This is a genomic window from Tsuneonella litorea (genome assembly GCF_025154015.1).
Classification (GTDB): domain Bacteria; phylum Pseudomonadota; class Alphaproteobacteria; order Sphingomonadales; family Sphingomonadaceae; genus Tsuneonella; species Tsuneonella litorea.
This window is the reverse complement of sequence record NZ_JAOAMV010000003.1, coordinates 33,098-56,558: the sequence shown is the minus strand read 5'-3', so window position 1 is coordinate 56,558 and position 23,461 is coordinate 33,098. Positions and strand designations below refer to the sequence as shown.

The 23,461-nt window shown below is 66.3% G+C and carries 23 protein-coding genes and 1 tRNA gene; 9 read left to right on the top strand and 15 right to left on the bottom strand.

What is annotated here, in order from left to right:
- Nucleotides 1-44: 44 nt before the first annotated feature.
- From N0B51_RS06760 to N0B51_RS06740, 5 genes are all read right to left on the bottom strand, one after another.
- Nucleotides 45-737, bottom strand: coding sequence for a CDP-alcohol phosphatidyltransferase family protein (locus N0B51_RS06760; RefSeq protein ID WP_259961550.1), 693 nt, complete (start codon nucleotides 735-737; stop codon nucleotides 45-47).
- A 107-nt stretch (nucleotides 738-844) separates the two neighbouring features.
- A tRNA-Arg gene (locus N0B51_RS06755) sits at nucleotides 845-921 on the bottom strand.
- Between the two features lie 41 nt (nucleotides 922-962).
- Nucleotides 963-1,799, bottom strand: a complete 837-nt coding sequence (locus tag N0B51_RS06750; protein WP_259961847.1) for a mechanosensitive ion channel family protein — start codon at nucleotides 1,797-1,799, stop codon at nucleotides 963-965.
- Between the two features lie 116 nt (nucleotides 1,800-1,915).
- On the bottom strand, nucleotides 1,916-2,629 hold the full coding sequence (locus N0B51_RS06745; protein WP_259961549.1) for an anti-sigma factor: 714 nt from the start codon (nucleotides 2,627-2,629) through the stop codon (nucleotides 1,916-1,918).
- Nucleotides 2,626-3,090, bottom strand: a complete 465-nt coding sequence (locus N0B51_RS06740; protein WP_259961548.1) for a sigma-70 family RNA polymerase sigma factor — start codon at nucleotides 3,088-3,090, stop codon at nucleotides 2,626-2,628. Before N0B51_RS06740 ends, N0B51_RS06745 begins: the two co-directional genes overlap by 4 nt.
- A gap of 146 nt (nucleotides 3,091-3,236) precedes the next feature.
- Between N0B51_RS06740 and N0B51_RS06735 the strand changes: the two genes are divergently transcribed.
- The 5 genes from N0B51_RS06735 to N0B51_RS06715 all read left to right on the top strand — a co-directional run bounded on the left by N0B51_RS06735 (nucleotide 3,237) and on the right by N0B51_RS06715 (nucleotide 8,493).
- A complete protein-coding gene (locus N0B51_RS06735; protein ID WP_259961547.1) occupies nucleotides 3,237-4,415 on the top strand; it encodes a S8 family serine peptidase in 1,179 nt (392 codons plus the stop codon).
- Nucleotides 4,416-4,535: 120 nt separating this feature from the next.
- On the top strand, nucleotides 4,536-5,387 hold the full coding sequence (locus tag N0B51_RS06730; RefSeq protein ID WP_259961546.1) for a PRC-barrel domain-containing protein: 852 nt from the start codon (nucleotides 4,536-4,538) through the stop codon (nucleotides 5,385-5,387).
- 161 nt (nucleotides 5,388-5,548) lie between these two features.
- Entirely contained in the window at nucleotides 5,549-5,881 is a 333-nt protein-coding gene (locus N0B51_RS06725; protein ID WP_259961545.1) for an FtsB family cell division protein, read from the top strand.
- Between the two features lie 120 nt (nucleotides 5,882-6,001).
- The gene (gene pdhA / locus N0B51_RS06720) at nucleotides 6,002-7,108 is read left to right on the top strand and encodes a pyruvate dehydrogenase (acetyl-transferring) E1 component subunit alpha (protein WP_259961544.1); all 1,107 of its coding nucleotides are present in this window, start codon (nucleotides 6,002-6,004) and stop codon (nucleotides 7,106-7,108) included.
- Entirely contained in the window at nucleotides 7,108-8,493 is a 1,386-nt protein-coding gene (locus tag N0B51_RS06715) for a pyruvate dehydrogenase complex E1 component subunit beta (protein WP_259961543.1), read from the top strand. The genes pdhA and N0B51_RS06715 overlap by 1 nt, the downstream gene beginning before the upstream one ends.
- A gap of 36 nt (nucleotides 8,494-8,529) precedes the next feature.
- Here N0B51_RS06715 and N0B51_RS06710 read toward each other — a convergent pair whose 3' ends face one another.
- The 6 genes from N0B51_RS06710 to N0B51_RS06685 all read right to left on the bottom strand — a co-directional run bounded on the left by N0B51_RS06710 (nucleotide 8,530) and on the right by N0B51_RS06685 (nucleotide 13,961).
- The gene (locus N0B51_RS06710; RefSeq protein ID WP_259961542.1) at nucleotides 8,530-9,219 is read right to left on the bottom strand and encodes a TadE/TadG family type IV pilus assembly protein; all 690 of its coding nucleotides are present in this window, start codon (nucleotides 9,217-9,219) and stop codon (nucleotides 8,530-8,532) included.
- The gene (locus N0B51_RS06705; protein ID WP_259961541.1) at nucleotides 9,216-9,755 is read right to left on the bottom strand and encodes a TadE family protein; all 540 of its coding nucleotides are present in this window, start codon (nucleotides 9,753-9,755) and stop codon (nucleotides 9,216-9,218) included. Before N0B51_RS06705 ends, N0B51_RS06710 begins: the two co-directional genes overlap by 4 nt.
- A gap of 44 nt (nucleotides 9,756-9,799) precedes the next feature.
- On the bottom strand, nucleotides 9,800-11,701 hold the full coding sequence (locus N0B51_RS06700) for a Tad domain-containing protein (protein WP_259961540.1): 1,902 nt from the start codon (nucleotides 11,699-11,701) through the stop codon (nucleotides 9,800-9,802).
- An 83-nt stretch (nucleotides 11,702-11,784) separates the two neighbouring features.
- Entirely contained in the window at nucleotides 11,785-12,234 is a 450-nt protein-coding gene (locus N0B51_RS06695) for a TadE family protein (RefSeq protein WP_259961539.1), read from the bottom strand.
- 3 nt (nucleotides 12,235-12,237) lie between these two features.
- On the bottom strand, nucleotides 12,238-12,690 hold the full coding sequence (locus N0B51_RS06690) for a TadE/TadG family type IV pilus assembly protein (protein WP_259961538.1): 453 nt from the start codon (nucleotides 12,688-12,690) through the stop codon (nucleotides 12,238-12,240).
- Nucleotides 12,687-13,961 (bottom strand): pilus assembly protein TadG-related protein, encoded by a 1,275-nt coding sequence (locus tag N0B51_RS06685; protein ID WP_259961537.1) that lies wholly within the window; start codon nucleotides 13,959-13,961, stop codon nucleotides 12,687-12,689. The genes N0B51_RS06690 and N0B51_RS06685 overlap by 4 nt, the downstream gene beginning before the upstream one ends.
- A gap of 205 nt (nucleotides 13,962-14,166) precedes the next feature.
- Here N0B51_RS06685 and N0B51_RS06680 point away from each other — a divergent pair, with 205 nt between their 5' ends.
- Complete coding sequence (locus tag N0B51_RS06680; protein WP_259961536.1) at nucleotides 14,167-14,820, top strand: hypothetical protein; 654 nt, start codon at nucleotides 14,167-14,169, stop codon at nucleotides 14,818-14,820.
- Nucleotides 14,821-14,858: 38 nt separating this feature from the next.
- Nucleotides 14,859-15,320, top strand: coding sequence for an EF-hand domain-containing protein (locus tag N0B51_RS06675; protein ID WP_259961535.1), 462 nt, complete (start codon nucleotides 14,859-14,861; stop codon nucleotides 15,318-15,320).
- On the opposite strand, the gene trmFO is transcribed toward N0B51_RS06675, so the two are convergent.
- A complete protein-coding gene (trmFO, locus tag N0B51_RS06670) occupies nucleotides 15,317-16,666 on the bottom strand; it encodes a methylenetetrahydrofolate--tRNA-(uracil(54)-C(5))-methyltransferase (FADH(2)-oxidizing) TrmFO (protein WP_259961534.1) in 1,350 nt (449 codons plus the stop codon). The genes N0B51_RS06675 and trmFO overlap by 4 nt on opposite strands.
- A gap of 83 nt (nucleotides 16,667-16,749) precedes the next feature.
- Between trmFO and N0B51_RS06665 the strand changes: the two genes are divergently transcribed.
- Nucleotides 16,750-17,397, top strand: coding sequence for a lysoplasmalogenase family protein (locus tag N0B51_RS06665; protein WP_259961533.1), 648 nt, complete (start codon nucleotides 16,750-16,752; stop codon nucleotides 17,395-17,397).
- Here the strand turns inward: N0B51_RS06665 and N0B51_RS06660 are convergent.
- Complete coding sequence (locus N0B51_RS06660) at nucleotides 17,385-18,227, bottom strand: TauD/TfdA dioxygenase family protein (RefSeq protein WP_259961532.1); 843 nt, start codon at nucleotides 18,225-18,227, stop codon at nucleotides 17,385-17,387. The genes N0B51_RS06665 and N0B51_RS06660 overlap by 13 nt on opposite strands.
- Entirely contained in the window at nucleotides 18,224-21,055 is a 2,832-nt protein-coding gene (gyrA, locus tag N0B51_RS06655) for a DNA gyrase subunit A (protein ID WP_259961531.1), read from the bottom strand. Before gyrA ends, N0B51_RS06660 begins: the two co-directional genes overlap by 4 nt.
- 300 nt (nucleotides 21,056-21,355) lie before the next feature.
- On the opposite strand from gyrA, the gene N0B51_RS06650 reads away from it, so the two are divergent.
- A complete protein-coding gene (locus N0B51_RS06650; protein ID WP_259961530.1) occupies nucleotides 21,356-22,645 on the top strand; it encodes a hypothetical protein in 1,290 nt (429 codons plus the stop codon).
- A gap of 81 nt (nucleotides 22,646-22,726) precedes the next feature.
- On the opposite strand, the gene N0B51_RS06645 is transcribed toward N0B51_RS06650, so the two are convergent.
- Nucleotides 22,727-23,452: an NYN domain-containing protein gene (locus tag N0B51_RS06645; protein ID WP_259961529.1), complete on the bottom strand. Its 726-nt coding sequence runs from the start codon at nucleotides 23,450-23,452 to the stop codon at nucleotides 22,727-22,729.
- Nucleotides 23,453-23,461 lie beyond the last annotated feature (9 nt).

Sequence of the window (23,461 nt, the reverse complement as noted above, 5' to 3'; positions counted from 1 at the left end):
CGCCCGGCCCCGCGCCGGATGGGGCGTTTCGCCTTCCCGGGGCGCTACTGGTGCCACTCCGCATTGCGCGATGGTTCGTCACGGGCAAGCCGCCGTGCGGTGACCCATGTCTGCAAGACGAAAAGAACGATCAGCAGGCACCCGACCCCGCCCACGAAGAGGTCGAAGCCGTTAATGCGACCGAAGATGCCGGGACCCGTCCCGAGGAAGATCATCGCCAGCGTGAGTCCGATGAGCACGAAGCGCAATTCTGTCGGCCCGGCATTGAGGTAGGACAGCTTCAGTTCGCCCAATACCCGGACCGACAGGAAGGCGTGGATCGAGAGCAGCAGGTACCCGGCCAGCGCGACCAGCGCGACTTCGAGGGTCACGAAGGGACTCAGCCCGATGCCGACCACCACCAGAGTGGTGGCCAGGCCGTCGCAGCTGTGGTCGAGGAAATAACCGTACCGCGGCCGCTCGATCTTGCGGAAACGGGCGAGACTGCCGTCGGTCGAATCGCCAAACCACTGGATCACGTAACCCGCGTTCGCCTGCCACAGCCATTGCCCGCCAAGGTTGCTCGCGACGTATCCTGCGAAGACGAGGAATGCGCCGCTCATCCCGATGAAGGTGAGCAGGTCGGGCGAGACCCACCCGGGCATCCGCGCGCAGATCCAGGTCAGCAGGCGTCGCTCGCTTCGGGCGAGCAGGTTTTCCTGGATGCGTTCGATCGGTGGCTGAGCTTTGCGCTCCATGCGCCGGACCTTGTTCTGTTGAGTATCGGGCCCGGTACAGGAAGTCAGGCGCTTCGCCCATTCCTGATTGCAGCCGGCGATCACCGTGGGTTCCGGCGGGGAATTTCTGGTGCGCCCGACAGGATTCGAACCTGTGGCCCCCAGATTAGGAATCTGGTGCTCTATCCTGCTGAGCTACGGGCGCCTCCGGTTGAGCGCCATATCGACCCGCCTGCCCGGTGACAATCAGTCTTCGGCCGCTTCGCCCGGCTCCCGGCCCAGCGGCACCCGTTCCTTGAACGTGTAGGTCACGTAAGGGAACGGGATCTCGATCCCCTCCTTGTCGAGGGCGCGCTTGATCGCCCGGACCACCTTGTCCCGGCTTTCCCACATATCGCGCGGCTTCGATCCCGACCACCAGCGGACCTTGAAGTCGATCGAGCTCGAATTGAATTCCTGCGCGAAGACATCGATGCCCTTGTCGGTATCGACACCCTCGGCACCCGCGACCGCCTGGCGAATGACGTCCGCCGCCCGGTCGAGGTCGGTGTCGTAGGAGACGCCCGCGACCACCTCGTGCCGGCGCTGGACCTCGTCGGTGAGGATCATCACCGGATTCTTGAACAGCATCGCGTTGGGGACCAGCGTCACCTCGCCCGACAGCTTGCGCACGTGGGTTTCGCGCAAGGTGATGTGCTCGACCTTGCCGACTATTCCCTCGCACTCGATGACGTCGCCGATGCGCATCTTCTCGCGCAGCATGATCAGCACGCCGGCGAGGAAGTTCTCGAAGATGTCCTGGAAGGCGAAGCCGATCGCGACGGCGCCGATGCCGAGACCCGCGATCACGCTTGCCGGCGTGAAGCCTGGCATCACGACGACCAGCGCGACCATCAGCCCCGCCAGCCAGATCGCGAGCTTCACCAGGGTATCGATCAGGTTCTTGAGGCTGGGGCGGAGCGAGGAGCGCCCGATGATGATGTCTGCGATGCGCGTGGCGAACTTCGCCACCAGCCAGGTGATCAGCAGGACAACGAGCGCGATCGCCAGGTTGGGCAATGCGCGCACGAGGTCGCGGCCCATCTCGACGAGCTGCACTTGCAGCGTGGCCAGGGGCTGGATGGACTGCGGCGCGGCGCTCAACGGGATTCCCTCATCGCAAGAGAGTATGCACCGCCGCGCCTGAAGTTCCGGGCAGGCTAGCGGCGCTTCCAGCCACTGGCCCTGGCGGCACGTTCCCCGGCGGCGTCGAGAGCGGGGCCGGCGGCCATGTCCTGCGCCGCGGCCAGGATCGCGGAATCGACCGATCCGGCTTGCCGGTAGTCGTTCGCCGACAGGTCGACCCCGTCGCGCTGAACCCGCAGGTGCCAGCCACCATCCTCGCGGCAGGCGATGCCCGACAGGTCTGCGCGGGCGAACCCGCGGCAGAGGGTCCCGTCCTGGTCGGCGAAACTCAGCAGGACGCGCGTCTCGCTGCCCTGTCGCTGATCGGCCACCAGCTGGGTGTCGAGCGCCTGGGCGAGATCGTTCGCGGCGAAGGTGAGGCTATCGCGGCTCTCGGTCTGCCCGCCGCGCTGGAGCGCGGGAATCGCGACCGCGAGGACCAGCGCCGCTGCCATCGCCGGCCCGGCCCAGCGCAGCGTGCGGGCGTTGAACCCGAAACGGCGCTGGCGCGCTTCGTCGAGCGAAACGACCTTGCGCGCCGCCTCGACAGGAGCGGAAAGGCGCTCGGGCACCGGTTCGGCCAGCACGCGGTTGAAGTGCGTGCCCAGCGTGTCGCGCAACCGGCGTTCGGCGGCGATCGCGGAGGCGAGTTCGGGATCGCCCTGCGCCTCGCGCGCGATGCGCGCCGCGGTCAGGTCGTCGAGTTCGCCGTCGACGAATGCACGGACGGTGTCGGCGTCGCGGGTCATGCCGCTTCTCCCAGCATGTGCAAGAGAGCCTCGCGCCCGCGGCCCAGCCGCGAGGTCAGCGTACCGACCGGGCAGCCGACGATCTCCGCGGCCTCCGCGTATTTGTAGCCTTCGACCAGCACCAGCATCACCGCCTCGCGCTGGTCGTCGGGCAGGCGGTTCATCGCCCGGCCGACGTCGCCGAGTTCGGCCGCGGCTTCCTGCCCGCCGTCACCGCCGACCGCAATCCCGGCCTCCTCGGCCACGAAGGTCTGCGCCCTGCGGGTCTTCTTGCGTCCTTCGTCGATCCAGATATTCCGCATGATCCTCATCATCCAACTGTCGAGCCGCGTGCCGGGCTGCCATTGCGCTCGGGAATCGAGCGCACGTTCCACCGTCAGCTGCACCAGGTCGTCGCCATCGGCACGGTCGCGCGCCAGCCCGCTTGCGAACCGCCGCAAGCGCGGGAGAAGCGCGACCATCTCGTCTTCGAAGCCGCTGGCGATGGGTTCTGGCCTTCCTGTTCGGCGGGTTTTCCATGGATGAAACGGATGGCGCCGCTCGTTCCATCCCTGTTAAGCCGAAAAAACACACCGGGTGAACGATGCGATTGCCGATTTTCAAGATAATGCTGCCCGTCCTGCTGCTCGCGGCCCCGGCTGCGGCCCAGCTCGGACTGCCGGGCGTGACGCTGCCGACGGGCCCGGTCCGCGGGGCACTCGAGGGGGTCACCCGCTCGGTCGAACCCGTACTGGCGGATGCCGGGCGCCGGCTGGCAGCCCTGCGCGAGGCACGGATCGAGCGCCTGGTCCGTGCCAACCCGAGGGCGCTCGAACTGACTGCAGAGGGTTATCCCGCACGGCGCGGAGAGATCCTTCTGTTCGAACCGAGCAACGTTGCCCTCAGCGGTCTCGTCGCGCTGGGGTTCGGCAACCTCGGCGAAGAGGAGATCGACGGGCTGGGGATCGCGGTTACGCGGGTGAGGATACCGGCCGGCCTGACCATTCGCGAGGCCGGTCCGATCATAGAGCGCGCCGCCCCCGGCGTCGAATGGACGCCCGACCACGTGTTCGAGCAGTCGGGACGCTCGACCGGCGCGTTGTCCGCAAGTGGCAACGAAAAACCGATCGCCGCGCGGGTCGGCGTGATCGACGGCGCGGCCGGAGCAGGGCTGGGGGTCGCGGCAACAAAGGGCTTTGCCGCGGGGGCGCCGGCCCCCAGCAATCACGGCAGCGCGATCGTGTCGCTGTTGCGGAGGGCAGGCGCGCGTAACGTCGCGGTCGCGGACGTCTATGGCACGGATCCCGCGGGCGGAAGTGCGAGCGCGGTCGCGCGCGGGCTTGGCTGGCTGGTCGGCGGGGGTGCGCGGGTGGTCACGATCAGCCTCGTCGGTCCAGACAATCCGCTTCTGGCGCGCGCGATCGCCGCGGCGCAGCGCAAGGGGGTCACGATCGTCGCGGCTGTCGGTAACGACGGTCCGGCCGCGCCGCCGGCCTATCCGGCGAGCTATCCGGGGGTCGTGTCCGTGACCGGGGTGGATGGGCGCAACCGGGCCCTGATCGAGGCCGGGCGTGCGCTGGACCTCGACTATGCCGCGCCGGGAGCGGACATCGCGGGGGCCAATGCAAAAGGCCGCATGGTCAAGCTGCGCGGCACCTCGTTCGCTGCGCCGCTCGTGGCAGCGCGGATTGCCGCTGCGGGAGGATCGAACTGGCGGGCGAAGCTTGATGCAGAGGCCGTCGATCTTGGCCGCAAGGGACCCGATGACACCTATGGTCGTGGCCTCGTGTGCGGAAAATGTCGATGAATATCAGCGTATTGTAATCTTTTTTCCGTGTCCGTTGGATGGATTTCGAGCGGTGATCCGTTTTTGTTTCGAGGGACGGCGAATGGCCTCCCTGCCGCGAATGAAAAAAGGATCAGACCGATGAAGACCATCTTTCTCACCTCCGCCGCATTGCTGCTCGCTGCGGCGCCCGCGCAGGCCCAGCTCCTTGGTGGGGGCGGTCTCGGTGGGGCACTCGGCGGCACCGTAGGCGGCGCTCTGAACGGTGCGGGTTCGGTGAACCTGCCCACGCGCTCTGTCGAAACCGTCACCCGCACCACTGGCTCGGCAAGTGGATCGAGCGAAGGCGCCGCCAGCGTCGATCGCAAGTCGGGTCGTGTTTCGGCGAGCCGAAAGGCTTCGGCGCAAGGTTCTGGCTCGCTCGACCAGACCGTCACCGCGCCGCTCGGCAGCTTTGCCGGATCGGGCTCGGGCAGCGCCCAGGGTAGCGGTTCGGTGAACGGCGACGCGCAGCTGATCGGGACCGACGCCGTGCGCAGCACCGCCGGTAGCCTCGCGGGTACCGTCCGCGGCACGGCAGGCGCGGCGGTCGATGCGGCGGGCAACGCCGCCGGACGGGCGCAGGGCCTCGCTTCGGGCGTTGCCGGCTCCGCCAGCGGTGCGGCCAACGGCAGCGCGAATGCACTCTTCTCCGGCGCTGCGGGCCAGCTCGCACTCGCCGGAAGCCTCGCGGGTCAGGGTGCCGGCACGTTCGACATCGCGCCGGGAATGCCGGTGAGCGACCGCGACGGCGACCGCATCGGAACCGTTAGCGAGGTTATCGCCGACAGCCGCGGCCGTGTCGAACAGCTGGTGGTGATGACCGAAGACGGACTGGCGACGGTTCCGGCCGCCAACTTCACCGGCTCCGGCTCGCTGCTGGTATCGGCGATGAGCGAAGGCAAGCTCGAGAAGACCGCCCGCCGCCAGGCCAAGGATGAACCGGCGGAGTAACGACCCGAGACCCCGCCTCGACAAACCCTCCCCCCGCGGCGGGGTCCACTCCCGGGAAGCCCGGGCTGGCCGGGGCGGCCGGCCCGGGCTTTTCACGTCGCGTCGCAAAACGGCAGTGAAAGCGCTTGAATCCCCGGGTTAACTGTGATTCTGTCGCATTCGTGACACGGGAAGGGCATCGAATAGAATCGCCGAAGGATCGGCTGACCCAGGGGATCGCCCTGGCGTTGCTGCTCGTACTCGGCGGACTGGCGATCGTCGGGCCCAGCGGCCTGCTAGCCTGGGGGGACAACCTGCGTCTTCTCGACCAGCGGCGCGCGCAGATTGCGGCCCTGACGCACGAGCGCGACGAGTTGAAGCTGCAGGTCGATGCGCTCAATCCCAAGCACGCTGATCCCGATTTCGTCGGCGAGCTGATCCGGCGGGACCTCAACGTGGTTCATCCCGACGAGGTCGTGATCCTTCTCGATCCCGCCGACCAGCCCCGCAAATAGCCGCCAGCCCTTACGGAAAGCGGGTTTTCGTATGCACGTGCATTGCGCCCGCGCGGGCCTTGCGCCATAGGCTCCCGATACCCGCTACCTCCCCGGCAGCCCATTTCTGAGGACCTCCCATTGGCCAAGCCAGCCAGCAAGAGCACAGCCCGCAAGTCTGCCCCTGCGAAGAAGGCGGCGGCGCCGAAATCGCCTGCCGAGGACCTCGATTTCGTCCTTCATTCGCTTCAGGAAGAACATGCGAAATCGCCCAGATACAAGGCGAAGGACGAGGAACTTCTCAAGCTTTATGAGCAGATGCTGCTCATCCGTCGATTCGAGGAGCGTGCCGGGCAACTCTATGGCCTCGGCCTGATCGGCGGGTTCTGCCACCTCTACATCGGCCAGGAAGCGGTCGCGGTGGGGCTGCAGTCCGCGCTGACCGAAGGGCTCGACAGCGTCATCACCGGCTATCGCGACCACGGCCACATGCTCGCCTACGGGATCGATCCCAAGGTCATCATGGCCGAGTTGACCGGGCGCGAGGCCGGGATCAGCAAGGGCAAGGGCGGCTCGATGCACATGTTCTCGACCGAGCACAGGTTCTACGGCGGACACGGCATCGTCGGTGCGCAGGTCTCGCTTGGCGGCGGGCTGGCGCTCGGCCACCAGTACCGCGGCGACGGGGGGCTGTGCCTCGCCTATTTCGGCGACGGCGCGGCGAACCAGGGCCAGGTCTACGAGACGATGAACATGGCGTCGCTGTGGAAGTTGCCGATCGTGTTCGCGATCGAGAACAACCAGTATGCGATGGGCACCAGCACCGCGCGTTCCAGCGCCGAAACGGAGTTCTACCGCCGCGGCACCGCATTCCGCATCCCCGGGATGGACGTGAACGGCATGGACGTGCTCGAGGTGCGCCAGGCGGCGGAAGTCGCGTTCAGGCACGTGCGCGAAGGCAACGGCCCGGTGCTGATGGAACTCAATACCTATCGCTACCGCGGCCACTCGATGTCGGACCCTGCGAAGTACCGCACCCGCGAGGAAGTGCAGGACCAGCGCGAGCACAACGACCCGATCGAGCGCGCGAAGAAGGAACTGCTGGAGCGCGGCAAGAGCGAGGATGACTTGAAGGACATCGACAAGCGCATCCGCGCGCAAGTGTCCGAAAGCGCCGACTTCGCCGAGAATTCCCCCGAACCGGAACCCGCAGAATTGTACACCGACGTGCTGGTGGAGAGCTACTGATGGCCCTCGAACTCAAGATGCCCGCACTCTCGCCGACGATGGAAGAGGGCACGCTCGCCAAGTGGCTCGTCAAGGAAGGCGACAGCGTGTCTGCCGGCGACATTCTCGCCGAGATCGAGACCGACAAGGCGACGATGGAATTCGGGGCCGTGGACGAGGGCACGATCGGCAAGATCGTCGTGCCCGAAGGGACCGAGAACGTGAAGGTCGGCGAAGTCATCGCGACCATGGCGGGCGAGGGGGGCGACGAAGCGCCCGCGGACGCCGGGTCGACTCAAGCCGTGAAGGACGTACCGGGCGAGGGCAAGGACGTCGGCCGCGACGAACCGGGCGAACCCCCGCTTGCGAAGGAGCCCAAGGCCGAACCCGCGCGCGATCCCGAAGTCCCCGAAGGCACCGCGATGACCACGGTCACCGTGCGCGAGGCACTGCGCGACGCGATGGCCGAGGAGATGCGCTCCGACGACCGGGTGTTCGTGATGGGCGAGGAAGTCGCGCAGTACCAGGGTGCCTACAAGGTGACCCAGGGGCTGCTCGACGAGTTCGGCCCGAAGCGGGTGATCGACACGCCGATCACGGAATACGGCTTCGCCGGCATCGGCACCGGCGCTGCGATGGGCGGCCTGAGGCCGATCGTCGAATTCATGACGTTCAACTTCGCGATGCAGGCGATCGACCACATCATCAACTCGGCGGCGAAGACCAACTACATGTCGGGCGGCCAGATGCGCTGCCCGGTCGTGTTCCGCGGGCCCAACGGCGCGGCGAGCCGGGTCGGCGCGCAGCACAGCCAGAACTACGGACCGTGGTACGCCAGCGTCCCTGGGCTGATCGTGATCGCCCCCTATGACGCGGCCGATGCAAAAGGCCTGCTCAAGGCGGCGATCCGCAGCGAGGACCCGGTCGTCTTCCTCGAGAACGAGCTCGTCTACGGCCGCAGCTTCGAGGTGCCCGATCTCGAGGACTGGGTCCTTCCGATCGGCAAGGCGCGGATCGTGCGCGAAGGCAGCGACGTGACGATCGTTAGCTACTCGATCGGCGTCGGCCTCGCGCTCGAGGCGGCCGAGACGCTGGCGGGCGAGGGGATCGACGCCGAAGTGATCGACCTTCGCACCCTGCGCCCGCTCGACAAGGAGGCGATCCTCGCCTCGCTCGCCAAGACGAACCGGCTGATCATCGCCGAGGAAGGCTGGCCGACCTGTTCGATCGCGTCGGAAGTGGTGACCATCTGCATGGAAGAAGGGTTCGATCACCTCGACGCCCCGGTGCTGAGGGTCTGCGACGAGGACGTTCCGCTGCCCTACGCCGCGAACCTGGAAAAGCTTGCCCTGATCGACGCGCCGCGGATCGTCGCCGCGGCCAGGAAGGTCTGCTACCGCGACTGACCTGGCCTGGTCGCGCCAGGCGGCCGGCAGTAGCGATCAGCTGTAGTAGTCCGCCACGCCCTGGTGCTTGTCGCAGCTGGCGACCGGATCCGGGCTCGCCGGGTCGCGCTGGAAGATCTGGCTGAGGTCGCGGTTCTCGCGCACGTTGAACGCGGCGGTCGCGGTCAACCTGCCCGCGGCCGTGAAAGCCTCGGAGATCAGCGGCTGATAGTCGTAGGCAACCTCGACGAACATCACCGCCTCACCCTCGAACGCGATGATTTCCTCTCCGGGTGGTCCCATGCCGATCAGCGAGCCGTCGGTGCCGTCGCCGGCATGGCCGTAACTCGACGGATGGGTAAGCTTGCCCATGCATCGCTGCCAATGGATGTACTGCTGGTCCACGGTGCCGGGATACACCTCGAGGCTGGAGAGGATCACCCGCCCATGATCGTAGAAGCCGAAGCTTTCGCCGCCCTGGACATGGGCGCCGTACAGCACGTCGTTCATGTCGCTTTCGTAGATCTTCGATTCGCCGAGCAGCGAGTTCTCGCCGACCCGTGACGCGTTGTCGGCAATCAGCATCGCGATCTGGTTCACGCGCATCTGCACGATCGCCTGGTTGGCGGTTTCCACGCCCCACAGGCCCGCGGCCATCAGGATCGGCGCGGCGAGCGCGAACTCGGTGACCGCCGTTCCTGATCGGCATCCCCGTATCGCATGCCACAGGCCAGTCGCGGTTTTCACGTGCAGTTTCCCACGCCGGCAATCACCGCCTGGCCTTCCCAGGGCTGGTTGCGCAGGACCGTCGTCGCCTGGGTGGTGACGGTGTCGGGAAGACCGACCATCTGCGCGGCGCCGAACGCGCGCGGGTATCGCACTTCCACCACGTAGAGCACCGCGTCGCGCGCGCCTCCGCCGCCGCCCACGCCGCGGTCGTCGTCCCAGATGCCGTTGCCGTTCGCGTCCTCGAACGGCTCGCCGTTGCTGCAGATGCCGTTGTTGTCGAGGTCGGTAAAATCCTCTGCCCGGTGCACGTCGGAGAAGCTGGAATAGGCGCGGCGGGAAAACGTGAGCGTGGCATCGGGGACGATCGTGCGCACGGCTGCGGTCACCCTGGCGTCGATCGCGCCCATGCTGCCGACGGCCGCCTGCGTGGTGGAATCCCGCGCGGCCTTCTGCACGGCTCCCTGTAGCTGCGCCTGCAGGTAGTAATTGTAGCCCATCTCGAACATTCCGAGCAGGAGCAGCAGCAGCGCGGGCGAGATCAGCGCGAATTCCATCAGCGCCGCACCATTGCTGTCGCGCAGAAGTGATCGCCGCCGGTTCACCGCTGAATCCGCAGCTGGCTGAGATTGCGGGCGATAGTGGCGAAGGTCGCGTTCAGTTCGGCGGCGTCGGCCGCTTCGAAGAAGTGTCCGGTGCCCGCGCAGTCCTTGAATACGTCGCTGAGCGCGGTTCCGAAGCCGATGACCCAGACGGTGACGTTCCGCTTCTTCACTTCCTTGCACGCGAAAGCGAAGCGGTTTTCGACCGTCTTGGTCAGCGACATCGGCGTCGTCGCATCCCACCGCCGCCCGTCGATCGGCTCGATCCCGTAGCTCGAATAGCTGAGGTCGTAGGGTGCCGTTTCGCCGTCGGTAAGGAAGATGAGGTGGCGGCTTGTGGGCGAACTCGGGCTGGTATCGGCGTTTTCCGCGGCGAACAGCCCGGTCGGCGAGATCAGCCGCCCACCCCAGATCATCCCGATGTCGTGATAGGTGCTGCCGTTGGGCTTGAGGGTGGCGAGGTAGGCGTCGAGGTCTTCCTGCGTCAGCGTGGTCATGTTCATCGCCGGCGGCGGGCAGGCCGCCGATCCCAGCGCATAGGGCTGCACGAACTCCTTGTCGGTCGTGATCGGAACCTTGGTGAAGCTGCCCGATCCGGACCATTCCACCGCACGGGCATAGACGAGCGACGGGTACATCGGGCGCCACTGGGTCCCGGGAACGCCGGGGCTAGGGACGAGGTCGATGTCGAGATCGCGTGCCCTCGACAGGTCGACCGCATCGTAATTGGTGATCTTGTAGGTGTCGCGTTCCTCGATGCAGCCGTTTCCTTCGCTCCGCCAGTTCGCGACGTCGAAGGTCAGCGGCGCGTATTCCCAGCGCGAATCCTGCCCCAGTGCGGGCTCGGTGACCTGCTGGTAGGTGTCCTTGTAATCGGTGTACGTGGTCTGGGTGACATGACAGGTCGTGTCGACGAGGTAGACCGAATAGGCATAGCCGTTGCGGGTGCGGACATAGGTGGTCGTCGTCCGCACCCCGGGCAGGGGTGTCGTGATCGTTTCGGTGGTGGTCGACGACGACGTCGTCGTGCTGACGCTGTTGGACGGAGCAGTCGGGCAGTAATACCCCTTCATCTCGTCAAAACTTGCCGCGTACGTCGAATGCTCGGCCGTGCTGGCGGTGCCGGAAACGTAGGTTGCCTTGGTCCAGTAGGTGAAGGTGATGATCTTGGTGATGTCGCTGACGATCCGGCGGGACTGGTAGGTCCACGAACCGACCACCCAGTCGTCCTTGAGCAAACCGCCGACATTGACGTTGGTCGAATAGGGAACGAAGCCGTAGCGGATGCGGGTGCCTGCCTGGGCCGATGCCTGCAGCTGCTGATAGAAACCGCGCACGGTGTTCTTCAGCACGTCGATGCGGTTGCTCGTGTCCCCGGGATTGGTCTGGGCCATCGATCCGGTGACGTCGAGCACCATCATCACGTCGGTGTTGCTGAAGTTGATCTGGGCTTCGCAGTCGACCTTGACCGGGACCTGGTTGAACCCGAACACGCGCATGATGGTGGTCGGCACCGTCACTTTCGCCACCCCGGATACGGCGTAGTCCTGTTCCAGCGTCATGACGAAGCTGCGGTCGGTCGATCCATAGGCGCCGGCGCGGTAGTTGATGTTGAAATAGCGTTGCCCGATCATCGCCGCGTCGGTGGGGACCACGCCGGTGACGACCACTTCCGAACCGAGCCGCTTGCGCGCCGCCAGCACGCCGGCATCGCATGCCTGCTGCAAGCGCGCCTGGGCCATGTAGGACCGGCCCATGTCAACCCCGCCGCCGACCATCGCCATAATCGGTGCGATCGCAGCGGCGATGAGGGCGAGCGTGTTGCCGGCGCGATCACGGGCAATCCGCGCGAAGAAACCGCGGATCCGGTCGACCGGGGCAAGGCGCGCAGGGTTCTTCACATCTTCGCGCGTAGCGCGCGCAGGCTAACGTCTTGCCGAAGGAGAATGGTTAATCCGGTAGGAAAGCCGCCTCGCGGCGCACGTTATGTGCCGGCTACCGCGCTCTTGTCGTAGAGGTAGATGTCGCGGCCGTATTGGATCTTCGGCGAGACGACCGAGGCAAGCGGCATGAATTCGGGTGCCTGGTAGGAAATGACCAGTCGCCGTTGCTTGATGCCGTTGACCTGCGTTGTCTTTGCCGTGACAACCGGCACGACGAGCGATGGATCGAGCTGATACTTGCCGCTGACCGCAATCTCGCTCGCCCTGTCCTGGATCGATTCGTCGGATATCTTGTTGCCGCGCTGGTATTCAACCATCGCGAACCGGGCGGTGTCGTTCACTACGTTGCGCACCGAGTTGTAGGCCTGGATCCACGCGCCGACCTGGACGACGCCGAGCAGCATCGTGATGAGAATCGGCGAGATCACGGCGAATTCGACGAGGGTGGCCCCCCGACGGTCGGATTTCAGCTTGCGGGTGAACGCGTTCATCGCTCAGCCTACCTGGATCGTGCGGGTGACGGTGTAGGTGAAGGCCGAACCAAGGCCGAACTTCGTCCACGTCGGGGTGTACTGCGCCTTGAACGTGGCCTGCACGAACTGGTAGGCGCGCTGCCCGCTCCCGCAACTGCTCGCGCTGTTCACGAAGCCGTCCGAGTTATTGCAGCGGAACTTTGCGGCAAGGGTGATATTGTCCCTCGGCAATCCGGTGGAAGTGGCCAGCATTTCCTTGAGCTTCGTGGAATCGACGCCCGATCCTGCTGCCGCTGCCAGGATGATGGCTTCCGCTTCGGAAGCCGCACTCTGCAGTTCCTGCTGCTTCTGCACCATCGTTCCGGCCTCGAACGTGCCCACTGCCATGACGGCGAGTACCGGCGCGATCAGCGCTGTCTCGATCACCGCGGTTCCCCGCGTGCAGGCGAGCGCCTGTCCCAGCGCGCGCCTCACGATATCAACCTCACGCCGGGCTGGCTTTCGAGCGATTGCGTCTCTTCCTGCGAACACAGGGTGTAGAGATACGCGCCGCCCGAAACGTCCAGCGTGTAGCTGGTGATCTGGAAGCAGACGCCGTCGGCGGCCTGGGCACCGCCATTCACCTTCACGTTACCCTTGGGAAGGTGGATCTTGCCCTGGATGTGCATGTTTGCGTTGCCATTGATGATATGGTCGACTTCCGTCGCCGTGTTGTCGGCGATGATCAGGACATTCTCGTACTTCTTCGCGAAGTCGTCGGAGTATCCGAGTTCGATCAGCTTCGCGTAGGTCGGGGGCGTCAGGTTTAGGCTGCTCCTGATCGTTCCGCCGTCACCGGTGCCGTTGGCACCGCTGCCGCCCAGCTTGATCGTCGCGCCGTTCAGCAGCACGAACATGACCCCGTAACCGCTGACGACCGCGTTGTGGGTCAGATCGAGTTCGGTCTTCACATAGTACAAACCGGGCGAGAAGATCGTGTTGCAGGCGATCTTGATGCCCTGCTCGTAAACCCCGGGCGTGATCGTGTACGTGCCCTTCTTGGGCGCGTTCTTGCAATCGTAGGCCGGCGGTTTGGGCTCGTCTGCCGGTGGCTGCGGGCCGTAGAGTTCGTTGACGTAGTTGCCGATCGTGTTGTCCACGACAAGCTCGCCCGTGAAGGTGGACGGCAGCGATGCGGCGTCCGTGTTGCAGGCGGTAATCTTGGCAATGTCGATGGTGGCGTTCTCGTCGATCCTGATCGCTTCTGGCTCGCAGGAAATCGCGATCACGCCGCAGTTCGCGATGACCGTTGCGCCGTTCCCGACCTGGAAGGTGCCCGCTGCCCCCTTCTTCAACGTGCGCAGGCACGCCTTGTGAACCGTCCCCGCCGCGAACGCCGCCTCCGAGGCGACACGGATCACGGTCGGTGTCGAACTCATGAACTTCGAGAACGGGAGTGTGACGGAAACTTCCGCGTTGAGAACGACCGAATTGTTGGTGCCACCCTGGAAGTTGCCCCGCTTTACGGTGGGTGTGATGCTCGTTGCATATGTCTTCGCGATGCCGAGATTGTTGGCGAATTCCTTGCGCGCCCGGTTGTCGTAAGTCGATCCGGTGTCCTTGTAGGCAAGGGTCCATGCACCGGCGATCGCGCCCTGGTCGGCGGCGTGCTGCAGTTCGCGCTGGATCATGTACCACTGCGCGGTATCGACGCCGAATCCGGCCGCGCCGATCAGCGCCGGCAGCGCGACGGCGGTAAGCATCATCGCATTGCCGCTGCGGTCCTTTCGCAGCCTACTGAAACAGTCGCTGATCGCTTGCATGGTCAGCAATCCTCGTAATGAACGGGTTCTCTCGCCCATCCCTTAGCGGGCCCACGGTAAGCGGAGTGCGAAACGACAGGGTTAACGAAATGCAGCCCCCCGCCGCTATCGCTTGACAGCGCGGCAAGGGCGAACGGAAGGCAACCTCATGGACTCATCTGAAGTTCTCCAGCCGGCGCTGCGCGTCGCGCTCGCATGGCATCCCGGAGAGACGCGCGCCGCGCTCCAGGCGGTGCTGGAACTGGACGCGCAGCTCGCTCGTATCGTCGCCCAGGCTCGCGAGGGCGTGCTCGCCCAGATGCGGCTTGCCTGGTGGCGTGAGCGCCTGAGCCAGCCCGAAGGTGCGCGCTTGACCGGCAATCCCCTGCTGGCATCGCTCGAAACCCGCCTGGCTGGCGCGCAGACCGAACTGGCGGCACTCGTCGACGGATGGGAAGAGCTGCTTGGCGAAGCGCCGCTACCGGAAACCGCGATCGACGCGTTCGCCGACGGTCGGGCGGACGCTCTCGCGGCGATCGCCCGCTGCGCCCGGGTCGAGCCGGCAGGCGCAGAGCTGGCTCGGCGGGCAGCCCGGCGCTGGGCGCTGGCGGACTTTGCCTTCCGGACGAGCGATGAGCGCGAGCGCGCGGCAGCACTTGCCCTTGCACGCGCCACGCCCCCGCCGGGCCGGCTTCCGCGCCAGGTCCGGGGAATCGCGGTGCTGGGTGCGCTTGCCGACCGCGCGATTGACCGGCACGAACCCGTCCTTGCCGGCCGGATCGCGCCGCTGATTGCGCTTCGGGTTGGCATGACGGGCCGCTAGGCTATGATGGAACAAGCGAAAATTCGTAAGGGACGCGCATGAGCAGGCTGGTGCTGGGGGGAGTGTTGGCGCTGGCGCTCGTCGGGCTGGGACTGTTCTGGTGGCAAGGCCGCGCGGAGGTCGAACAGGGCGCTCCGCCGCCGATGGCACAGCTCGATCCCCCGGATCCCGAAAGCCTGCCGACTGCTGATCCGGGCGAGCTGAAAGGGCCCGCTCCGCCGGAAGCCACCGAGCTTACGCGCGAGGAGCAGCGTTTCTTCCGCTATGACCGCAACCGCGACCGCATCATCAGCCGGAACGAGATGCTCTCCACGCGGAGCGCCGCGTTTCGCAAGCTCGACAAGGATGGCAACAACCTGCTCGACTTTGAGGAATGGGCCGTGGCGACGGTAGACCGGTTCGAGGGCGCGGATGCGAACCACGACAACCAGCTCGACATGGCCGAGTTTCGTACCACCGCGCCCAAGAGAGCGGCCAGGAAGTCCGCCTGCCGCTGTTAGGCGGGCAAAGCCCGGTGCGCGGCGACCCATTCGCCTAGGTCGGCTTTGGCGCGCTGGGTGTAGGCTTCCTTGCGCGCCTTCTTGGAAATGTCCGGCAGCGGCGGGAACAGGCCGAAGTTGATGTTCATCGGCTGGTAGGTATCGGCGTCCGCATCGCCGGTTATGTGCGCGAGCAGGGCACCCAGTGCCGTCGTGCGCGGAGGCGAGACCCATCTCTCGCCCGAAAGGTCCGCCACCGCCATTAGTCCCGCCATCAGGCCCACCGCGGCGCTTTCGACGTATCCCTCGCAGCCCGTGATCTGTCCCGCGAACCGGATGTGCTCTGCACCCCGAAGGCGGAGCTGGCGATCCAGCACGACCGGCGAGTTGAGGAAGGTATTGCGATGCAAGCCCCCGAGCCGTGCGAACTCGGCGTTCTCGAGGCCGGGGATGGTGCGGAACAATCGCACCTGCTCGGCGTGCTTCAGCTTGGTCTGGAAGCCGACCATGTTCCACAGCGTGCCGAGCTTGTTGTCCTGCCGCAGCTGGACGACCGCGTACGGCCAGCGCCCGTTCGGGTGCTCGGGCGTCGCGGCGTGCGGGTTGTCGAGCCCGACCGGCTTCATCGGGCCGAAGCGCAGCGTCTCCGGACCGCGTTCGGCCATGACCTCGATCGGCATGCAGCCCTCGAAATAGGGGGTGTCCTTCTCCCACTCGCGAAAGGTCGTCTTTTCGCCGTCGAGCAGGCCCTGGACGAAAGCCTCGTACTGTTCGCGGGTCATTGGACAGTTGATGTAGTCCTTGCCGCCCTTGTCCCACCTGGCCGCCATCCATGCGACGTCCATATCGATGCTGTCGCGATGGACGATCGGAGCGATTGCGTCGAAGAAGGCGAGGCTGTCCTGCCCGGTGGCCCCGGCGATGCTCTGTGCAAGCGCGGCGGCGGTCAGCGGCCCGGTCGCCACGATCGTCGCGCCGGACGGGGGCAGGACATCCACCCGCTCGCGGACGATCTCGACGTTCGGCAATGCGGAAAGCTCGCGCTCGACCGCTGCGGAAAACACGTCGCGATCAACCGCCATCGCCGAGCCGGCGGGAACGCGCGCCTCTTCGCCCGCGCGCATGACCAGGCTGTCGAGCCGGCGCATCTCGTGGTGCAGCAGGCCGACCGCGTTCTTCGCGTCGTCGTCGGAGCGAAAGCTGTTCGAGCAGACGAGTTCGGCCAGGCCAGCGCCCTGGTGCGCCGGGGTGGAATCTCCGCCGCCGCGCATTTCCGACAGCCGGACGCGATAGCCGCGCCGGCCGAGCTGCCAGGCCGCCTCGCTTCCGGCGAGGCCGCCGCCGATGATGTGGATATCGTGCGCCATCGCCGCATCGCCTAGTGCTTGCACGGGGGCAAGTTCAAGGGCAGTCAGCCCGGCCGGATGCGATTGGGGAAGGGGGACTGCCGATGCCGAAGCGCGCTCTTGTCGAACACCGGCCCTGGCTGCTGGCCGGAATCGGGCTTGCGGTCGCGTTCTGGGTGCTGGGGGACGCACGGATCGGAGGCCTCTTCATCATCGCCCTGAAGGGCGCATCTGTCGCCGCGCTGGCTGCTTATGCCCTTGCGCGCAGCAAGGCACCCGCGGCGCGGACGATCGCCGCCGTCATGGCGATCGGCGCTGCAGGCGATGTCGGAATGGAACTCGACACCGTCGTCGGGGGAGGGCTGTTCCTGCTCTCGCACCTCGTCGCGATCGCGCTCTACCTGATCAACCGGCGAGCACAGCCCGCGACGACGCAACTCGCGGCAGCTCTGGCGCTGTTCGCCGGCGTGCCGCTCGCGGCCTGGCTGCTGACGCGCGATCCGCTCGCGGTGATCTACGCGGCTACGCTGGGCGGCATGGCGGCAAGCGCATGGCTCAGCCGGTTCAGCCGCTACCACGTCGGCGTGGGCGCCCTGCTGTTCGTGGCGAGCGACCTACTGATCTTCGCGCGGCTTGGCGGCGCGCTCGACCAGGCGGTGACCGAATGGTCCGTCTGGCCGCTCTATTACGCGGGCCAGTTCCTGATCTGCACGGGCGTGGTCCGCACGGTCCGCCGCGATCACGCGGCCTGACGCGGCGCCGCTATCGTCGTGCGGTGCAGCTCGCGCCGGTAGCCTTCGTATCCGCCGGTGGCGCGATGAAGCACGCTGCGATTGTCCCACAGGACCACCATGCCTGGCGCCCACCGCCGCCGGTGGACGAATTCGTCGCGCACCTGCCATTCGGAAAGGTCGCGCAGGAGGGCGAGCGCTTCCGCGTCGTCCATACCCTCGATCCCGACGATGTAGCCCAGCGTGCTGAACAGGGCCTCCTCGCCGGTTTCAGGATGGTGCCGGACAAGCGGATGCCGCTGCGTCGCTCGCGCGCTCTCGTCCGGGCGGATCGCCATGCTGCGTCCCTTGTCGCGTGAACCGTACGATCCTTCTGGCGCGTAGGCGAGGCGGGCAGAATGGATCGCGGTCAGCGAACGGAGGCGTTCCTTGCGATCGTCGGGTAGCGCCGCGAACGCCGCGACCTGGTCGGCGAACAAGGTTTCGCCGCCGACCGGCGGGATCTCGACCGCGGCGAGGCAGGTCCCCGCCGGGGGCTCGGGCAGGAAGGACCAGTCGCTGTGCCAGTTCTCGGCGAACAGCGGCGTCGTCTCGTCCGCTTCGCGCAGGATCGCAGCGATATGGGCGCGCCCTTCGATCGGGGCGAAATACGGGTCCTCGCCGAAGCCGCCCATTGCCAGCGTGAACCGTTCGAGCGCGTCGTCGTCAAGGTACTGGTCGGGAAACGCGAGGACTCGGTGCGCGAGCCACGCGGCGCGGACTTTGGCGACCGTCTGAGCGGAGAGCGGCCCGGAGAGATCGACGCCGAAGACTTCGGCGCCGCAGACCTCTCCAGACGGCTCGATTCTCATCCGGCGTCGGGCTCGCCCGCAATGTCGTCGTCGGACTGCGGCGGCGTGTAGGGCTCGGTCGCCTGGGCATCGCGGCCCGCCAGCTCCTCGGCGATCATCTCCTCGGCCTCGTTCTCGGGCTCTTCCTGCTCGTCGATCAGGACCGCGCTGACGATCGTTTCGCCTTTCGCGACGTCGAACAACTTGAGCCCGGCGGAGCCGCGCCCGATGATCCGGAATGCGCGCGGCGCGTTCTCAGGGTCGGGCTGGAGGTGGCGCAGGTCCATCGGCATCCGGATCAGCTTGGCCTGGTCGGTCACCAGCATCAGCTGCTGCCCGTCCTGAACCGGAAAACTTGCCACGACCGGCCCGTTGCGTTCGATGTTGTCGATGTTGGTCACGCCCTGGCCGCCGCGTCCTATCCGGCGGTATTCATAGGCCGACGAGACCTTGCCGTAGCCGTTGGCGCACACCGTCAGGATGAACTGTTCCTTCGCCGCCAGTTCGTCGAAGCGCGCTTCGGGGAGGTCGGGTTCGCCCTCCTTTTCCGCTTTCCAGGGGGCAAAGCGCAGGTACTGTTCGCGTTCCTCCTGCTCGGTGCCAACGCGATGGAGGATCGAGAGCGACACGACCTCGTCGCCGTCGCGCAGTCTCATCCCGCGCACGCCGGTCGAGGTTCGGCTGACGAATTCGCGCACGTCCTCGCCGTCGAACCGGATCGCCTTGCCCTCGCGCGTGGCGAGCAGAACGTCGTCGCCCGCCTCGAGCAGCGCGACGCCGATCAGGCGGTCGTCGCTGTCCTCGTCGAACTTCATCGCGAACTTGCCGTTCGACGGGATGTTCGTGAAGGCGTCCATGCTGTTGCGCCGCACGTTGCCCTTGGCGGTCGCGAACACGACATTGAGCGTACCCCAGCTGTCCTCGTCCTCGGGGAGTGGGAGCACGGTGCGGATGGTCTCGCCGTCGTCCAGCGCGGGCAGGAGATTGACGATCGGCCGTCCGCGCGTCGTCGGTCCGCCCTCGGGAAGCTTCCAGACCTTCAGGCGATAGACCTTGCCCGCGGTGGAGAAGAACAGCACCGGGTTGTGGGTGCTGGTGACGAACATGTTCGACACAGCGTCCTCTTCCTTCGTCGCCATGCCGGCACGGCCCTTGCCGCCGCGGTGCTGCGCGCGGAAGGTCGAGAGGGGGGTGCGCTTGATGTAGCCGTCGAGGGTGACGGTCACGACCATTTCGTCCCGTTCGATCAGGTCCTCGTCGTCGAGACCATCCCACGCCGGCGCGATCTCGCTGACGCGCGGGGTCGCGTAAAGATCGCGGATCTCGCGCAGTTCGGTGCGCATCACCTCGTAGAGCTTGGCCCGGTCCCCGAGGATCGAGAGATATTTCTCGATCGCAGTCGCGAGCTGCTTGAGCTCGTCACCGATCTCGTCGCGGCCCAGCGCGGTGAGGCGGTGCAGGCGCAGCTCGAGGATCGCGCGGACCTGCCGCTCCGAAAGGGTGTAGGTGCCCCCGTGCTCCTCGGCAGTCGGCTCGATCGCCTCGACCAGCGCGATGTACTGCGCGATGTCGCCGATCGGCCATTCCTTGGCGAGCAGCTTGGCGCGCGCGTCCGCCGGGTTCGACGAGCCGCGGATCATCGCCACGACCTCGTCGAGGTTCGACACCGCGACCACCAGGCCGAGCAAGATGTGCGCCCGGTCGCGCGCCTTGGCGAGCTCGAACTTCGTGCGGCGGGTGATCACTTCCTCGCGGAAGGTGATGAACGCCTGGAGGATGTCCTTGAGGCCCAGCGTCTCCGGTCGCCCGCCGCGGATCGCGAGCATGTTCGCCGGGAAGCTCGCCTGCGCCGGCGTGTGCCGCCAGATCTGGTTGAGCACGACCTCGGCCGTCGCGTCGCGCTTGAGGTCGATGACCACGCGCACGCCCTGGCGGTTCGATTCGTCGCGAATGTCCGCGATGCCCTCGATCCGCTTGTCCTTGGCTGCTTCGGCGATCTTCTCGACGAGACCGGCCTTGCCGACCTGGTAGGGGATCGAGGTGAAGACGATCGCCTCGCGGTCGCCGCGACCCTTCTCGATCGTGTGCCGCGCGCGCATCAGGATCGACCCGCGCCCCGTCAGGTAGGCGGACTTTGCACCCGACTGGCCGAGGATCAGCGGCGCCGTGGGGAAATCGGGCCCCGGGATGATTTCCATCAGCGCCTCGGGCGCCATCAGCGGATCGTTGATCAGCGCAAGGCAGCCCTCGATCACTTCGCCCAGGTTGTGCGGCGGAATGTTGGTCGCCATGCCGACCGCGATGCCGCCGGCGCCGTTCACCAGCAGGTTGGGGAAGCGCGCCGGCAATACGGTCGGCTCCTTGCGGCTGCCGTCGTAGTTGTCGGCAAAGTCGACGGTGTCCTTGTCGAGATCGTCGAGCAGTGAATTGGCGACCTTGGCCAGCCGCGCCTCGGTATAGCGCATCGAGGCCGGGGGATCGGGATCCATCGAGCCGAAGTTGCCCTGGCCGTCGATCAGCGGAACGCGCAAGCTCCACGGCTGCACCATGCGGGCGAGCGCGTCGTAGATCGCGCTGTCGCCGTGCGGGTGGTAGTTGCCCATCACGTCGCCGACGATCTTGGCGCTCTTGCGATAGGGACGCCCGGCGACGAACCCGCCCTCGTTGCTGGCGAACAGGATGCGCCTGTGGACCGGCTTCAGACCGTCGCGCACGTCGGGCAGCGCGCGGGACACGATCACGCTCATCGCGTAATCGAGGTAGCTCGTCTTCATCTCGTCGACGATGTCGACGCGGGCGTAGTCTCCCGGTGAAGCGGGCGGGTTCAGGGTTTCGATATCGTCGCTCAAGGGTCTGCCGTTTCTGTGGCGCGCACTGCGGCGCGGCGGGCTGCAAATGGCCTAGGGGAAGGGCGTCCGGATCGCCAGTTTTCAAGGGCGCGAACAGCCGTCGTGCCGGCCGTTTTCCACATAAGAATGACCGCCCTCCGGCACAACCGGACAGCGCCCCCTGAAACGCCCGTTCAAAAGGGGTTCAGCGCCGTTACCCTAGAGGAGATTGCAATGTTCGGTCCGATTGGCCACTAGCGCACGTTGTTCCGGCAGACGGCCCCTCCCTCGGGGCCCCAGTTCACCATGGGAGACCACTCGATGCACAAGTTTCGTGCCGCGCCTTCGCGGCTTGCCTTCGCCGTCGCGCTTGCCACCTCGGCCGCGGTCGGCCTGACCGCCACCGCCACGCCGGCCTTTGCCCAGAAGAAGGGCAAGCAACAGCCCGCGGGCAAGGCGAACTATTCGAAGGAATTCGTCGCGACGTATCAGCCGATGGCGAAGGTCGTGAACGATAACGGCGATGTCGCCGCGCTTGCCGCACAGGTGCCCGCGCTCGTCGCGGCCGCGACGACTCCCGACGACAAGCTCGCCGCCGGCCAGATGGTCTACAACATCGGCGCCAAGACGAACGCCGTGTCGCTTCAGCGCCAGGGCCTCGACATGATGCTCGACAGCGGAAAGCTGACGCAGGAAGCCCTGCCGTCGAACACGTTCGCCGCTGCGCAGCTCGCCTACAATGCGAAGGACTGGGCCGCCGCGCGCATGCGCGCCGAACAGGCGATCGCGGCGGGATACGAAGGCGATGCCGAACTCCTGATCGCGGAAACCTATTTCGCGGAAGACCAGGCCCCGACTGGTATCCAGGCGCTCGACAAGGCGATCGCGCGCAAGCTGGCGGCCGGCCAGGCCGTTCCGGAATCGTGGATCAAGCGCGGTCTGGCGCAGGCCTACCAGGCGAACCTCGATGCCGAGGCCCTGAAATATGCGGGAATGTATGCCCAGTACTACCCGTCCAAGAGCAGTTGGGGCGATGCGATCGCGGTGCAGCGGAACATCGCCAACTACGAAGGGCAGGAGCTTCTCGACGTGATGCGCCTGGCGCAGCGCGTGGGTGCCATGCGCTACGAGCGCGACTATGCCGACTACATCACAGCGGCCGACGCCCGACGTCTGCCCGGAGAAACCCAGCGGGTCATCGACGAGGGAATCGCAGCAGGCCTGCTCAAGTCCAACGACGTGTTCGTCAACGAGGCGCGGACCATCGCCGCTGGACGGGTGAAGGCGGACCTTGCCGACCTTCCGGGTCTCGAGCGCGATGCGAAGGCCTCGGGCGCGACCGCGGCGACCGCGATGGCCGCAGGCGATGCGCTTCTGAGCTATCAGCAGCCGGCGAAGGCCGAGGAGTTCTACAAGCTCGCGCTCTCCCGTCCCGGTGTGGATACCGCGCGGGTGCTCACGCGCCTTGGCATCGCCCAGCTCGACCAGGGCAAGACGGCCGAGGCGCAGGCGACCTTTGCGAAGGTCGAAGGGGCGCGGCAGGCGATCGCCCGCTTGTGGGCGATCTACGCCAAGCAGACAGCGGGGACCGCCGGTTCGACCGCTCCCTGATCCTCGCGATCACGAACAGGCGGGGCGCGCTTTCTTGCGGAAGCGCGCCCCGTTTCTATTGGAGGCGAGACATCGCCCGGCTCAACGCAGCCGCTTGACCCACAGTTGCCCGTCGTCGCGCCGCTCGACCTTGAAATTGCCGAGACTGCGGAACATCGCCGACAGGCTGTTGAAACCATAGTTGCGCACGTCGAAGCTCGACCGGTTGCCGGCGATTTGACCGACCTGCTGGACTTTCGCGAAACCCTCGTCGTCGCGCTTGGCCTCCTTGTAGGCTGCTCCGATGAGTTCCATCAGCTCGACGTCGGCCTCGACGCTCTCGGCCGAATTGGCGCCGGCGTTTTCTTCCTGCGCGGCGGTGCGCAGAAGCTGGTCGATGTCGATAAAACGGGTGCAGACCGACTTGAATGCCTGCGGGGTCTTCGCGCTGCCGAAGCCGTAGACGACGATGCCGTCTTGCCGCAGCCGGGTAACCAGGGGCGTGAAATCGCTGTCCGAGCTCATGATGCCGAACCCGTCCACTTTGCCCTGGTTGAGCAGGTCGATCGCGTCGATGGTCATTGCCATGTCGGTGGCATTCTTGCCCTTGGAAACATCGAACTGCTGCTGGGGCCGGATGCCGTAGCGGTTGGTGATGGTGTCCCACTTGGCAAGGTTGCCCTTGGCGAAGTTGCCGTAGGCGCGGCGAATGTTGACCTGGCCCAGTTCGGCCATGACCGTTAGCACCGGATCGATCGCCTTGGGCTGGGTATTGTCGGCATCGATCAGGAGCGCGATGTTCCTGAGATTGTCGCTATTGCTTTCCATCGCGGCTAA